Raw genomic sequence first — 15,320 nt, forward strand, 5'->3', positions numbered from 1 at the left:
TCCTCCTCCTCTAAAATACAAATAAAGTTCTGTTAGTCCATTAAAGTGCAGTCTTATTGAAATTTGAAATACTGAGAAAAACAGAGAAAACAAGAGAAAAACCTTACTTTAATGAGGGAGTATAAAAATTTGAACCTAGTTTTAGTGTCTAGCTCCGGGCGCCATCGGACCTGAGGTCATAAGCCAAGCCGTCCGGAAGGTAAAGAACAACCTTCCAGCCGGCTTGTCTTATGCTTGTCGCCGATAGGCGGGCGCCCTGCGCTTTTCTTATTCTAAAACGCATAAGTGCAACTACGCCTTTGTCTTCGCCCTTCAGGCTCAATACTCAGCGAGTTTTCTTTAAAATTAAATCTGAGCATCCGTATCTAGTAAAGTACCTTGGTATCAGTGGTCTCTAATGGAGTCGGCTATGTAACTCCGCAAAAAAACGGTAACCAAAAGAGCAATCTTGATGCCCGAAATCGTGCGAAAAATAGAAAATGGTAATCAGAAGAGCAATCTGATGCCCGAAATCGTGCGAAAAATAGAAAACGGTAACCAAAAGAGCAATCTTGATGCCCGAAATCGTGCGAAAAATATAAAACGGTAATCAGAAGAGCAATCTGATGCCCGAAACTCCGAAAAAAATAAAAAACGGTAATCAGAAGAGCAATTTTATGCCCGAAACTCAGAAAAAAGTAAAAAATGGTAATCAGAAGAGCAATCTGATGCCCGAAATTCCGAAAAAAGTAGAAAACGGTAATCAGAAGAGCAATCTGATGCCCGAAATTCCGAAAAAAGTAGAAAACGGTAATCAGAAGAGCAATCTGATGCCCGAAATTCCGAAATAAGTAGAAAACGGTAATCAGAAGAGCAATCTGATGCCCGAAATTCCGAAAAAAGTAGAAAACGGTAATCAGAAGAGCAATCTGATGCCCGAAACTCCGAAAAAAATAGAAAACGGTAATCAGAAGAGCAATCTGATGCCCGAAACTCCGAAAAAAATAAAAAACGGTAATCACAAGGGCAATCTGATGCCCGAAACTCCGAAAAAAATAAAAAACGGTAATCAAAAGGGCAATCTGATGCCCGAAACTCCGAAAAAAATAAAAAACGGTAATCAGAAGAGCAATCTGATGCCCGAAATTCCGAAAAAAGTAGAAAATGGTAATCACAAGGGCAATCTGATGCCCGAAACTCCGAAAAAAATAAAAAACGGTAATCAAAAGGGCAATCTGATGCCCGAAACTCCGAAAAAAATAAAAAACGGTAATCAGAAGAGCAATCTGATGCCCGAAATTCCGAAAAAAGTAGAAAATGGTAATCACAAGGGCAATCTGATGCCCGAAACTCCGAAAAAAATAAAAAACGGTAATCAAAAGGGCAATCTGATGCCCGAAACTCCGAAAAAAATAAAAAACGGTAATCAGAAGAGCAATCTGATGCCCGAAACTCCGAAAGAAATAAAAAACGGTAATCAAAAGGGCAATCTGATGCCCGAAACTCCGAAAAAAATAAAAAAAGGTAATCAGAAGAGCAATCTTAATATGTAGGTAGTGTGGCTTGAGGCGTATTTTTTCTTTATTTTAGTAAATCATAAACAAAGCCTATTGAGAGTGTGAATGAAGTTACTTCAATTCATTTCAATTTCTTTTAAGGAATAATTATACAAATACGTTTAGGGGGCTGACATGGATAGAAATATATTGAAAAATCCTGTGTTTTCAGTGTCAGCTGCGGTCATCATGCTTTTGGTTCTTTTAGGGGCAATTATGCCAAAAAGGTTTGGTGACGTAGCTGGCAAACTTTTTAATTTTACAACAGTTAATTTCGGGTGGTTTTATCTGCTTGCGGTAGCAATTCTAATTATTTTCCTAGTAGGGCTAGCAATTAGCAAGTATGGCGCTATCCGTATTGGAGGAGATGAGGAGCGCCCGGAATTTTCATTTTTCACCTGGGTTGGTATGCTATTCTCGGCTGGCTTTGGTGCAGGGCTCGTTTTTTGGGGCGTTGCAGAACCAATGAGTCATTTCTTCTCGGCTCCATTCGCTGGAGTAGAAGGTCAGACTGAAGAAGCAGCAAGGATTGCCATGGGATACTCCTTTTTCCATTGGGGTGTCAGTCAATGGTCCGTTTTTGCAATTGTTGGTCTCGTAATTGGGTTTTTACAGTTCCGAAAACAAAAGAATGGGCTTGTTTCGACGGCTTTGGAGCCGGTCACCGGGGATAAGCCGATAGTAAAAAACACAATAGACTCACTTGCTGTGATTGCAACAGTGATGGGAATTGCAACTTCCATAGGGCTTGGAGTTCTTCAGATGAACGGTGGATTGAATGCGGTTTTTGGCACAGGTAATTCTATTAGCATTCAAATTGTAATTATCCTAATCATTTTTGTTGCTTATATGCTATCATCTTCAACTGGCCTAAATAAAGGGATCCGCTATTTGAGTAATTTAAACTTGGGACTTGCCCTAGTATTGCTATTATTTGTATTTATCACGGGTCCCACTATTTTTATTCTAGAAACCTTCACACTGGCGATTGGTGATTATTTTACAAACTTTATTCAATACAGCCTGCGTATGCAGCCGTATCAAGGTGGTACATGGGTTCGTGACTGAACAATCTTTTATTGGGCATGGGCTATTGCCTGGTCACCATATGTTGGTGCATTTGTTGAGCGTGTTTCTAGGGGACGAACGATCCGTGAATACATAATGGGGGTGATGGTAATTCCGCCGGCCATCGCTTGTCTTTGGATTGCTGCTTTCGGGGGAACGGCGTTATGGAATGATTTATATAAGGATACCGGCATTGCTGTCGCTGTTAATGCTGACTTAACGTCCGCCCTTTTTCAGACAATTGAATATCTGCCACTATCAACGCTAATGTCTATCCTAGCAATACTTCTTATCTTCACATTCCTTGTAACATCAGCTGATTCGGCAACGTATATTTTGGCAAGCATGACAACCTTCGGAAGTTTACATCCATCCCAGTTTGTAAAAATCGTATGGGGTGTACTAATGTCCGCAATTGCAGGTGTATTACTGTATGCTGGAGGGCTAGAAGCATTGCAGACGGCTTCACTGATAGCGGCACCACCATTTACTGTTTTACTTCTACTTCTTACAGTTGCAATTGTCAAACTACTTCGCAAAGAGCCACTTCCGATTCGGAAAGCGGACTTAAGGCGTTTCCGGCGTCTGGAGGAAGCGGCTAATAAGAAAGAGAAGAAATAGTACGAGTCATAGGTGTTTATAAACCCTATACTCGTTTTTTTGTTTTTTGCATATTCAGATTTTCCGAAAATAAATGATTTGTGGTAAACGAATGTGATAATTTACGCCATTGATTGTAAGTTGAAGATGGTCGATTGCAACACCTGTTAATGTTCCTTCTAATGATTCACCTGCTGTAACAACGCGTATATCCTTGTTTAAATGTAGCAGTAGGTGGTCGAAAAAGATGGGCTCCATTGTAACCCAGTAAGTAGGTGAAGTTGTATTCATTGTTGTTTGAAGTTGGGTAGAATGAACATATTTTCCGGGCGGTAAAGAAACATCAGAACGCTGATGGTAAGGATATATCTGATTTTCATACAAGGTATTTCACTCCATTTTTAAGTAGTAGACTTATACCTATGCGCATGAAGGAGTGTTGGTAACGGCATTAGCCTAGTTACCTATAGTTCACTTGGCTTTTTGTCTTCCACAAAGTCTCGAATTGATAATTTTTTTTCGCTTCAATATAACCGTTTTAACCGTTTTAACCATTCCGTGTAAAAGATTTCGACATGTTCATAGAAGGTGTCGAAAATTGTCGAAATTCATCGTAAGTAGCTGGATGAGTTTCTGCTCTTATAACATGAGATTAATACGATTCGACACCTTCTCGATTCGACACCTTCTATGAACATGTCGAATTTATTGCATACCACTGTCTTTTGCTTTTACCAAGTTTCTAGTTTACAACCCTAACGATATATATTTTATCTCCAAGTATTCTTCAATACCATAATGTCCACCCTCACGGCCAATTCCACTTTGCTTAAAGCCGCCAAATGGGGCTTGTGGAGTTGAGGGAAGGCCATCATTTAAACCAATGATTCCATATTCAAGGGCTTCTGAAATGCGAATCCCCTTCGTTATATTTTCAGTGAAAACATATGCCGCCAGCCCAAAGATTGAGTCATTCGCGCGTTCAATGACTTCTTCTTCAGTTTTAAAAGTGGTAATAGGTGCAAGCGGACCAAAGGTTTCTTCACGCATACATAGCATGTCATCATTTACATTTGAAAGAATTGTTGGTTCAAAGAAGAGATTTGAAACAATACCCCCACCAAGTTTAACAACTGCACCTTTAGATTTGGCATCTTCAATATGGTTCACTACTTTATCGACTGCAGCTTGATCAATGAGTGGCCCGATGTGAACATTTTCATCGAGGCCATTTCCAACCGTAAGCTCAGCCACCTTTTCGCTAAATTTTTCGATGAACACATCATGAATTGATTCATGAACATACACTCTATTCGAACAAACACATGTCTGTCCGGCATTTCGGTATTTTGACGCTAAAACACCTTCAACTGCTTTATCTAGATTAGCATCATCCATTATAATAACTGGTGCATGTCCTCCAAGCTCCAAGCTAACTTTTTTAACAGTGTCAGCTGACCTTCGCATTAACAGTTTTCCTACCTCTGTCGAACCTGTAAATGTAAGCTTACGAACGCGAGCATCTTTTAACCATACTTCTCCAATTGCTTGTGCGTCACCTGTTACGACATTTAGTACCCCTTTTGGTATCCCAGCTTTCTCGGCGAGTTGAGCTAGTTTAAGAGCTGTAAGTGGTGTTTGTTCAGCTGGTTTAACTACTGCCGTACAACCTGCAGCTAATGCTGGAGCTACCTTCCTGGTAATCATCGCAGCTGGGAAATTCCAAGGTGTAATTGCAGCGATAACACCAACTGGTTGCTTGTGTACAAATAATCGTTTATTACGCCCAGTAGCAGGAATTGTCTCTCCATAGATACGTTTTGCTTCCTCTGCATACCACGCTAGGAATCCATTTGCATATCCAATTTCACCTACTGCCTCTTTAAATGGTTTGCCTTGCTCAATTGTCATTGTTCTTGCAAGTTCTTCTTTATTTTCATCAATCAGGTTATGCCATTTCCAAATCAGTTCAGCACGTTCATAGGCTGAATACTGTGACCATTCTTTAAACGCACTATATGCAGCATCTACCGCGAGTCTCGCCTCAACAGTACCACCTAATGGAACAGTAGCAATCACTTCATCTGTAGCAGGATTATTAACCTCAATTACATTGAGATCACTTCCAACCCATTCTCCGTTAATATACATTGAATACTTTTCCATTTTCATCCCCCTTTATTAAAAGACAAAAAAGCATAAAATTTATACCTGGTTTTGGTGCCTAGCTCCGGGCGCCCTACGCTTTTCTTTAGTATGCAGATTTATAAATTTCTTCAATTTCTTCTTTTGAAAGTTTACGAGGGTTATTTTTTAAAAGTCTCGTTATTTTAGAGGCATCCTCAGCCATAGCTGGTATATCTTCCTCTGGGACATTAAAGTGTCGCATTCCTATTGGAATATTTACTGTATCACATAAACGTCTCATGGTTTGTACCGCATGGTCTGCAGCTTCCTCATCAGAAAGATTCAATGTGTTAGCTCCTAGGGCAACTGCTATATCCCGAAATTTTTCAACACAACTAATTTTATTCCATTCCATAACATATGGCAGTAATAGGGCATTACTTACTCCATGTGCAATATTGAAACGTCCCCCTAATGGATATGCAAGTGCATGAACGGCACCTACCCCAGCATTACCGAATGCCATACCAGCCATTAAACTAGCAGTTGCCATATTTTCTCTTGCTTCTACATGATCGGGGTTTGCATATGCCTTTGGAAGGTTTTTTGCAATTAATTTAATAGCCCCTATGGCAAGTGAATCCGTTATTGGTGAGGCATTTACAGATATGTAGGCTTCAATCGCATGGACGAGTGCATCGATGCCACTAGCAGCAGTTACTGACTTAGGCATGGTTAATGTCATCTCTGGAGATACGATCGCAACATCGGGCAGTAGATAATCACTAACAATTCCTTTTTTTAATTGTGCTTCCTTATCAGATAAAATCGCGATATTCGTAACTTCAGAACCAGTACCAGCTGTTGTTGGTATTGCTATGATTGGAGCTCCTCTATGTGGTATTAAATCTGTTCCAATCAGCTCATCGATAGTCCCATCATAATTAGCATAGGCTGAAACAGCCTTTGCGATATCAATGGCACTTCCCCCACCTAAAGCGATTAGTCCATCATGTGATCCTTCAATGAATATAGTCTTACAATCCTCAACAATTGCTAATTCAGGCTCAGGTCTTACTCCTGTATAGACTCCATAACTTAGCCCATTTAATAAATCAGTAATTTTGTCAACGACCCCAACCTTCTGCAGAATTTCATCTGTCACTATTAACGGATTTTTCATTCCTAATCCACTAATTTCTTGACCAAGAAGTTGTGTTGAACCCTTACCTGTAATAAGCTTATTTGCAATTTTAAAAGTAGAGATAGTCATTTTAAGTCCCCTTATCATAGATTTATCTTTGAAAACCATGGTTTTTGGGTTATATAATTATTTCTATTTTCAATATATTATAACAAATAATAGAATAGTAGATAAAACTTAAGATTGCCTAATTTTTTATTACAATCTATAATCCTAGTATATTTAATGGAATTTTTAAGGAGACATAAGTATGATTAACCGGTTTTTCTCGTATTACAAGCCACATAAAAAGCTATTTGCATTGGACTTTAGTAGTGCAATAGTAGTAGCGTTGCTTGAGTTAGCCTTTCCACTAGCCGTTTCATGGTTTATTGATTCATTATTACCTAGTGGTGATTGGAATGCCATTGTATTGGTAAGTCTAGTGCTTTTAATAATGTATGTAAGTAGTACTCTTCTTCAGTTTATTGTTAATTACTGGGGACATATGCTTGGTATTAATATTGAAACAGATATGCGCCATCAATTGTTTCATCATGTTCAAAGACAATCGTTTCGTTTCTTTGATAATACAAAGACAGGTCATATTATGAGTCGTGTTACGAATGATCTTTTTGATATTGGTGAGCTTGCCCACCATGGTCCAGAGGATTTGTTTATTGCGATCATGACATTTTTTGGGGCGTTTTTGATAATGCTCACCATTAATGTAAAGCTTGCCATTATCGCGATATTAATAGTTCCTTTGCTTGTTTGGTTAATTACCTATTGTAATATTAAAATGAATAAAGCCTGGAAGCAAATGTATAGTGATATTGCCGATGTAAATGCACGTGTTGAAGATAGTGTTTCAGGTGTTCGTGTCGTGCAATCATTTACAAATGAAAATTTTGAGATTGCTAGATTTTCTAAAGACAATCAAAAATTTCGTAACGCAAAACTTGTGGCTTATAAAATCATGTCATATAGTTCATCCGGAATTTATATGGTGACACGATTTTTCACGTTAGTTGTCCTAGTTTATGGTGCATGGTTAAGTTTTACTGGTGAACTATCATACGGGAATCTTGTTGGGTTTGTTCTTTATGTTAACGTTCTATTCAAGCCAATTGATAAAATTAGCGCCCTAATGGAGCTTTATCCAAAAGGGATGGCAGGATTTAAACGATTTATAGAACTTATTGATACAGAACCAGAAGTGCTAGATGCAAAGAATGCAATTGAAGTAGAACACTTACATGGAGATATTACTTTTAATAACGTCACATTCGGTTATGAAGATAACCGACCTGTTCTTCGGGGTATTGATTTGAATATTCCTGCAGGGGAGACAGTTGCTTTTGTTGGACCATCTGGAGCGGGTAAAACAACGATATGCTCACTTATCCCTCGCTTTTATGATGTTAACGAAGGTGCAATATCGATTGACGGTATCGATATTCGGGAGATGACCAAACAATCGCTACGATCCCAAATCGGTATTGTTCAACAGGATGTGTTTTTATTTACAGGAACGTTACGTGAAAATATTGCTTATGGTAAGTTAGGTGCATCACAAGAGGAAATCGAAGAAGCAGCCAGACGTGCTCATTTGGCAGATTTCATCCTATCACTACCAGATGGCTATGAAACACAAATTGGTGAAAGAGGACTAAAACTTTCAGGTGGCCAAAAGCAAAGAATTGCAATCGCAAGAATGTTCCTTAAAAATCCTCCAATTCTTATCTTAGATGAAGCTACATCTGCACTTGATACGGAAACGGAAATGATCATTCAGCATGCATTAACAGAACTTGCGAAAAATAGGACAACACTTGTTATTGCTCATAGACTCGCAACGATTCGTAATGCAGATCGAATTGTTGTTGTCACAGAAGAAGGGATTGCTGAACAAGGTAGACATGATGAGTTAATTGCCCAAGGTGGTATTTTTGCTAATTTACATCGTGTACAGTATCAGCATCAATAAATAAAGTAGTGAAAACCTGAGCCTATTAAACGCTCAGGTTTTTATTGAAAGGTAAGAAAGTATAAAATTTTTACCTGGTTTTTGTGTCTAGCTCCGGGCACCATCGGACATGAGGTCATAAGTCATTTCCTTGGTCTTTGAACCATTTGTTTTCCCCCGTTTTACTAGTTTATTAGAAAAAAAGGAAGAGATATTCCCCCTTTTCTTAAATTTTAATCATTCAAGGTGATTTCACTAAATTCCTTTTTTTTAAGTAGAAAATCATCAGTTGTTAACAAACTATTTTGAATTTTGTTTGCCGATATAGAAAATAGTCCGACATTGTTTTCTGTTTCGATTATTGAACCATTGTCCATTTCGAAGTATTTAATGGTTTCTTTCCAAACAAAGGAGGCGGGACAAGATGAATGCTTCGCTTCTTCAACGATGTTAAATTCCTGATCACAAAAACGTTTCATATTTACGTTTTTGCGATTGATGGAGTTAAGCCATATCATTGTTTTCATTAACGAACCCAATATTCCTGTAAAGCTCATGTTATTCATGGGACTGCTTGTGAATTGATACAAAGCCGTTTTACGATTGTTTTGAAACTCTATATCCGCCATGGCAGAGTATGTGTAATGAACATCCCCAGATAAAATAAAACAATGACTTGGGTTCCATTGTGAAATCATTTCTAAAAATCTTGTAAAGCCTTTCCCATTAAAATGCCACCCCTCTAAGTCAAAGGTGTGTCTAACTGGAATACCAACCAGGTGTAATGGTTGAATATAGTTGTGGAAAAATGATTCAATAAGCTCAATTCCATAAAGAGGAGATGGAGAAGCGATAATCAAAGGTGTACCAGCTTTCCAACCACTTTTCTCCAATGCCTCTGTTAGCTTGCTCCAGCCATTTTCATGAATAAGCTCGGGTCCTTGTGTATGTTCTTCAATGATTGTTCCTATCTTTTTTGGTATAGGAAGAGGCTTATATCCACGCATTGTTCGGGTATCGAGGAATACTGTTTTAGGTTCAGTAGGTGCAATAAAATACCAATTATCAAAACTCCATAGCTGCTCTACATACTTTATATAAGCGTGCGAATTTACATTTAATGTAGATAAATAATTTGATATTGTTTTTATAAAACGATCATTAAAGTTTTCAGGGTCATTACCCCAGCCTTGAAAGGCCCAATAGGCTGCCAGACCATTTGTGATGACATGTCTTCCGAGCGGTGCATTCCATACATTGCTTTTCCAATTATCTGTAATGTTCCAATCATCCGTTATATCGTGGTCATCAAACATCATATAGGTTGGAGTATTCGCTAATAATCGACGGATGCGAGGAAGTGAATGCTGAAAACGGATAATGTCATCATGCTGTTCAGAATATCGGGAATTGTGTTTTTGTAATTCCTTTTCGCGCATTGAATGATAACGATCCTGATCAGGGTAGATAAAATGAAACTGATCCTTCCTAAGTGCTTCTTCAAATGGTTCATATATTTGTTGCTCGAACATCGCAAACCAAAGTTCTGGACTCCATGACAACAAATACATGGCTGCATACTCACTAAATTGAATAAGATGATTGTCTGAATGTAGAGATGTAAATTTGCAAAAGTGGTCCATAATAAACTTTCTACCATGAATTCGATTTATTCTATCCTTATCAAAATCTTCGTTAAGAGCCGGTTCTACTCTTTCAAGCTCTTCTTCTTGACCCATTATTTCTCTACGGATCGAAGATAGTAATGGTACTAAGGGATCTGCAACATCGTCCGCATAAATTTGATCTCCTAAAAGAAAAAGAGTACTCGGTCGCTTATCTAATTGTAAGAATGATTCTTGTATAGTTATATCTGCACTAGCTAATACATCCTCACCTTTTCCGTGTAGCTTCCGACAAGAACCATATAGAATATTAGATTTTGCACCACTACTAATATAAAATGTTGGTAAATCAAGATTACCGTATACGATTGAATTTGGGTTATCGTGTGAGAGCAGCTGGAAGTCACCTAGATTTAGGACATTGTCCCCTGTGTTAAAAAAGAGATTGTAACCTAGCAAAGTATTAGTAGGAAAATGCTCCTTATGTGGGATAATTTTTATTAAATGTATATAAAGTCTATTTCCGAGTTGGACTGTTTTTGTCATTGATTTATCTGTAAGTAACTCGTACCTATACGAATCATTTTGGCTACTATGAATGGTTTTATAGAGCTTGGCCCCTACATTTAAAGGTTTACTTAAGGCAATCCAAATATAAACTTGAATAGGTTCAACTCTACGAATGATCGGCCCGCATAGTATCGTTGGAATCTTCATGGAATAATACCTCTCCATTCTTAGGCTGATTTCTTATCATGTTATTCAACCAGAATGATTCCGTGTGAGAAAAATAATCTACTTTATGAAAAAAAGGCTAAATTATTCGGTAGAGTTTATTATTTCATTTTCGATAGGTAGGGTTTATCGATTATTTAACAAATACTATGTGATAATATGATATCTATAAAGGAAATTACACACCATTATAGGTGAAAACGATTCTTAAGTAAGAATTGGAGTGATTAGTTTGCAACATAGGTCAAATGAAGCATATGAAATTATCGAATTATGTTTACTTGCTGGAAAGATCATGCTACAAAGTGGTGCTGAAACGTACCGGGTTGAAGATACAATGACGAGAATTGCATCTTCATATGGCATCGACCAATCACATAGTTTTGTGACTCCAACGGGAATCATCTTTTCAATCGATGGAATGGACCCAACAAAACTAATAAGAATATCAGAAAGATCGACTGATCTACAAAAGGTTACGCTTGTTAATAGTATCTCGCGGCAGATAAGTAGCGGGGATATTTCCATAACTGAGGCCATAAAGCAGTTAAAAGAGATTGAAACAAGTAATCTTGCATATCCAATTTGGATTCAGATTTTGGCAGCAGCGATTGCAAGTGGATGTTTTTTAATTATGTTTCAGGGTGGTTGGTATGACTTTTTACCAGCGTTTATTTCAGGTGGAGTGGGTTTTGCTTGTTTAGTTTATTTTCACCGTTTGGTACAAGTAAAATTTGTTGCGGAATTTTTAGCATCATTGTTAATAGGAATACTTGCGATCCTTTTTGTTACATTTGAAATTGGACAAGAACTAGATAAAATCATCATAGGATCTGTCATGCCACTAGTTCCGGGATTATTAATTACTAACGCAGTAAGGGATTTAATAGTCGGGCATTTAGTATCAGGAATATCGAAGGGTGCCGAAGCTTTTTTAACAGCATTGGCAATAGGAACTGGTATCGCTGTGGTTTTATCTTTTTAATGTTAGGGACTCATGAAAGGAGATTAAAATGTTAGAACACATTATTACAAGCTTTATAGCCTCTGGAGCATTTGGTATCCTATTTAATGTCCCTAAAAACACACTCTTTAAATGCGGTTTTGTCGGGATGTGTGGATGGATTACATACGTAGGGTTAAATAGCTATTATTTTGATAGCATTCTTGCTACCTTGATGGCTTCGGTCGTCGTTGCTATTATTAGTCAATATTTTGCCAAAACATACAAGACCCCAGTTATTATCTTCAGTGTTTCTGGGATTATTCCTTTAGTACCCGGAGGCCTAGCCTATGATGCAATGAGAAATTTTGTTGAAAATGATTACAATGTAGCGCTTCAATTAGCAGCAAAAGCTTTTATGATTTCAGGAGCTATTGCAATGGGGTTGGTATTTTCTGAAGTCATTAACCAAGTAATAAGACGGTCTCGATCTAAGCCATTCAAAAACTAGACTCCAGGGGAACAGTTATCCTAGTTCGTTTTTTGTTATTTAGGAATTTATAATATTGTAAGGTTGTGTATAACTTCGAGTTTTTGTCTATCTACGTCCAGCTCCAGGCGCCATCGGCTCTATGGTATAAGACAAGCCGGCTGGAAGGTTAAAGAACAACTTTCCAGCCGGCTTGTCTTATGCTTGACTTGCATAGGATGTGCTGATGTCGATGTTCGCCACAGTACGTGGCGGGTTTTAATCGATGCGCCGATAAGCGGGTGCCCTGCGCTTTTCTTATAAGATAAGAAAGTATAAAAATTTGAACCTAGTTTTAGTGTCTAGCTCCGGGCGCCATCGGCTCGAGGTCATAAGCCAATCCCTTCCCGAAGGCAAAGAACGCCTTCAGTCAGGGCTCGTCTTATGCTTGTCGCCGATAAGCGGGCGCCCTGCGCTTTTCTTATGGAATTTGAAACGACAAGGGATTGCAGACCCCGGATTTTAAAGTATGAAATGTCTTGCGCTTTTCTTTGTTTAAGATATGTTATAGTGTAATGTATAATGGTCATTACAAGGATAGACGATCTTAAAATGGGTAGTGGAGTATTAAAATTAACAAAATATCTACTTCTATGTTTGTGATTTTTATATATAATATAGGTTGGGATCTTAATTTTGATATTTTTTTACTATTTTGCGAAAACGTTTGCGCATAAACTTAAGAGGGTGTGAATTATGAATAGATTATTTGAGGTAGATGGCTGGAAGGTTATTGAAACAGAGTTGCATAAAGAAGATTTTCGGCTTGCTGAAAGCATTACAAGTCTTGGAAACGGCCACATGGGTATGCGAGGAAATTTTGAAGAAAATTACTCAGGCGATTTTCACCGTGGTTCATACATAGCGGGAGTTTGGTTTCCTGATAAAACACGTGTTGGTTGGTGGAAAAATGGTTACCCAGAATACTTTGGTAAAGTAATTAACTCAACGAATTATATTGGAATCCGTGTGTTTGTTGATGGAGAAGAAATTGATTTATATAGAAATACAGTTAGAGAATTTTACCGTGAGCTCGATATGCAGCATGGGGTACTTACACGTAAATTCACCGTTGTTCAGGGGAAAAAGGAAACAGAAATTAATGTTGTTCGTTTTCTTTCAGTTGAAGAAAGTGAATTAGCAGTAATTAAATACACAGTAACACCAACTAACTATGATGGCGAAGTTACATTTATCCCTTATTTAGATGGGAATGTTCAAAATGAAGATTCGAATTATGAGGAGGATTTCTGGACTGTAGTTAGTAAAGCTGTTTCTGAGAATGAAGGAAGCCTTGTTATGAAAACGAAGGAAAATCCTTTTGGTACTGCAAGATTTCAAGTTGCTACAACAATGAAGGTTCTAATAGACGGAAACGTTACTAGCTTAGCTACAAGTCAAAAGGAAACATACGTTGAGAATACTATCACTGTTGCAGCCGAAAAAGGCAAAGCGGTTAGTCTATATAAATATGTAGCTGTAACAACAGACCGCGATCACGCAGAAAGCAAGCTTGTTGAAAAAGGAAATAATCTTTTAGCAAAAGTAACGGAAAAAGGCTATGATACTTTGTTGGCCGATCATAAAAAAGGCTGGCTTAAACGCTGGGAGATGGCGGATATTCAAATAGCGGGTGACGATGTGGCACAGCAAGGTATTCGCTTCAATTTATTTCAGTTATTCTCTACGTACTATGGCGAAGATGCACGCTTAAATATTGGTCCGAAAGGGTTTACGGGTGAAAAATACGGTGGAGCAACCTACTGGGATACAGAAGCCTATGCAATACCACTATATTTATCGACTGCAAATCCTGAGGTATCAAAAAACCTACTCATTTACAGACATAACCAACTTGATGGTGCCTACCATAATGCGAAACAACAGGGTCTCCAAGGTGCGCTCTACCCGATGGTTACCTTTAACGGCATTGAGAGTCATAACGAGTGGGAAATCACGTTTGAAGAAATTCACCGTAATGGGGCAATTGCTTATGCGATTTATAACTATGTTAACTACTCTGGTGATAAAAACTATCTAAATGAATATGGAATGGATGTGTTAACAGGAATTTCGCGCTTCTGGGCTGATCGAGTTCACTATAATAAGAAAAATGATGTTTATATGATCCACGGTGTAACAGGTCCAAATGAATATGAAAATAATATCAATAATAACTGGTATACAAATCGCATTGCAAAATGGACGTTAACATATACACTTGAAGCAATTCGATATCTAATAGAAAACGGCCATAATGATCGTGTTAAAGGATTAAACATATCAGAAGAAGAGATGAATAATTGGCAGGATATACTAACTAAAATGTATCTTCCATATGATGAGGAGCTAGGAGTTTTTGTTCAACATGATACATTTCTAGATAAGGATCTATTAACAGTTGATCAATTAAAGCCTGAAGACCGTCCTCTTAACCAAAATTGGTCATGGGATAAAATTTTGCGTAGCTGTTTTATTAAACAAGCAGACGTTCTTCAAGGATTGTATTTCTTAAATCATGAATTTTCAATGGAAGAAAAACGCCGTAATTTTGAATTCTATGAACCAATGACGGTCCATGAATCTTCATTATCACCATCTATTCATGCTATTCTTGCTGCTGAGCTTGGCATGGTGGAAAAGGCGTATGAAATGTATAATCGTACAGCACGTCTTGATCTGGATAATTATAATAATGACACAGAAGATGGCCTTCATATCACGAGTATGACAGGGGCGTGGCTTGGGATTGTTCAAGGCTTTGCAGGAATGAGATCAGCGAATGAAACTCTTTCATTCTCGCCATTTATTCCAAAGGCATGGGAACACTATACATTTAAAATTGTGTACAGAGACCATTTAATTAAAGTTGAAGTGAATAAAGAGAAGGTTTCAATTTCTCAAGATGGACCAGAGTTTTCACTTAACCTTTATGGTGAAGCAGTAACTTTAGGTGAAAACGGTGAAATAAGTGTACCCTTAAGACAATAGATAGCTAAGCTCCCT

General features: G+C 37.9%; 11 protein-coding genes and 1 pseudogene. 8 read left to right on the forward strand and 4 right to left on the reverse strand.

Annotated elements, in window-relative coordinates:
• The first annotated feature begins 451 nt into the window (after positions 1–451).
• The 4 genes and pseudogenes from PY093_RS19545 (at position 452) to PY093_RS19560 (ending at position 3,224) form a co-directional block, all read left to right on the forward strand.
• A complete protein-coding gene (locus tag PY093_RS19545) occupies positions 452–589 on the forward strand; it encodes a hypothetical protein (RefSeq protein ID WP_275647468.1) in 138 nt (45 codons plus the stop codon).
• A 16-nt stretch (positions 590–605) separates the two neighbouring features.
• A complete protein-coding gene (locus PY093_RS19550) occupies positions 606–830 on the forward strand; it encodes a hypothetical protein (RefSeq protein ID WP_275647469.1) in 225 nt (74 codons plus the stop codon).
• Between the two features lie 30 nt (positions 831–860).
• Positions 861–1,532 carry a hypothetical protein gene (locus tag PY093_RS19555; RefSeq protein WP_275647470.1) on the forward strand — a complete coding sequence of 224 codons (672 nt, stop codon included), beginning with the start codon at positions 861–863 and terminating at the stop codon, positions 1,530–1,532.
• A gap of 138 nt (positions 1,533–1,670) precedes the next feature.
• Positions 1,671–3,224, forward strand: a pseudogene (locus PY093_RS19560) (BCCT family transporter).
• 54 nt (positions 3,225–3,278) lie between these two features.
• Here the strand turns inward: PY093_RS19560 and PY093_RS19565 are convergent.
• The 3 genes from PY093_RS19565 to PY093_RS19575 all read right to left on the reverse strand — a co-directional run bounded on the left by PY093_RS19565 (position 3,279) and on the right by PY093_RS19575 (position 6,603).
• On the reverse strand, positions 3,279–3,587 hold the full coding sequence (locus tag PY093_RS19565) for a DUF2642 domain-containing protein (protein WP_275647471.1): 309 nt from the start codon (positions 3,585–3,587) through the stop codon (positions 3,279–3,281).
• 363 nt (positions 3,588–3,950) lie between these two features.
• Positions 3,951–5,369, reverse strand: coding sequence for an NAD-dependent succinate-semialdehyde dehydrogenase (locus PY093_RS19570; RefSeq protein WP_275647472.1), 1,419 nt, complete (start codon positions 5,367–5,369; stop codon positions 3,951–3,953).
• A gap of 85 nt (positions 5,370–5,454) precedes the next feature.
• A complete protein-coding gene (locus tag PY093_RS19575; RefSeq protein ID WP_275647473.1) occupies positions 5,455–6,603 on the reverse strand; it encodes an iron-containing alcohol dehydrogenase in 1,149 nt (382 codons plus the stop codon).
• Positions 6,604–6,784: 181 nt separating this feature from the next.
• Between PY093_RS19575 and PY093_RS19580 the strand changes: the two genes are divergently transcribed.
• Complete coding sequence (locus PY093_RS19580; protein WP_275647474.1) at positions 6,785–8,503, forward strand: ABC transporter ATP-binding protein; 1,719 nt, start codon at positions 6,785–6,787, stop codon at positions 8,501–8,503.
• 212 nt (positions 8,504–8,715) lie between these two features.
• Here the strand turns inward: PY093_RS19580 and PY093_RS19585 are convergent, their stop codons facing one another.
• Positions 8,716–10,824 carry a metallophosphoesterase family protein gene (locus PY093_RS19585; RefSeq protein ID WP_275647475.1) on the reverse strand — a complete coding sequence of 703 codons (2,109 nt, stop codon included), beginning with the start codon at positions 10,822–10,824 and terminating at the stop codon, positions 8,716–8,718.
• A gap of 250 nt (positions 10,825–11,074) precedes the next feature.
• Between PY093_RS19585 and PY093_RS19590 the strand changes: the two genes are divergently transcribed.
• From PY093_RS19590 to PY093_RS19600, 3 genes are all read left to right on the forward strand, one after another.
• Positions 11,075–11,827: a threonine/serine exporter family protein gene (locus PY093_RS19590; protein WP_275647476.1), complete on the forward strand. Its 753-nt coding sequence runs from the start codon at positions 11,075–11,077 to the stop codon at positions 11,825–11,827.
• A gap of 28 nt (positions 11,828–11,855) precedes the next feature.
• Complete coding sequence (locus PY093_RS19595; RefSeq protein ID WP_275647477.1) at positions 11,856–12,296, forward strand: threonine/serine exporter family protein; 441 nt, start codon at positions 11,856–11,858, stop codon at positions 12,294–12,296.
• Positions 12,297–13,010: 714 nt separating this feature from the next.
• Entirely contained in the window at positions 13,011–15,305 is a 2,295-nt protein-coding gene (locus PY093_RS19600) for a glycoside hydrolase family 65 protein (RefSeq protein WP_275647478.1), read from the forward strand.
• The last annotated feature ends 15 nt before the right edge of the window (positions 15,306–15,320 follow it).

It is taken from the genome of Cytobacillus sp. S13-E01 (genome assembly GCF_029193815.1).
Lineage (GTDB): Bacteria > Bacillota > Bacilli > Bacillales > Bacillaceae_L > Bacillus_BV.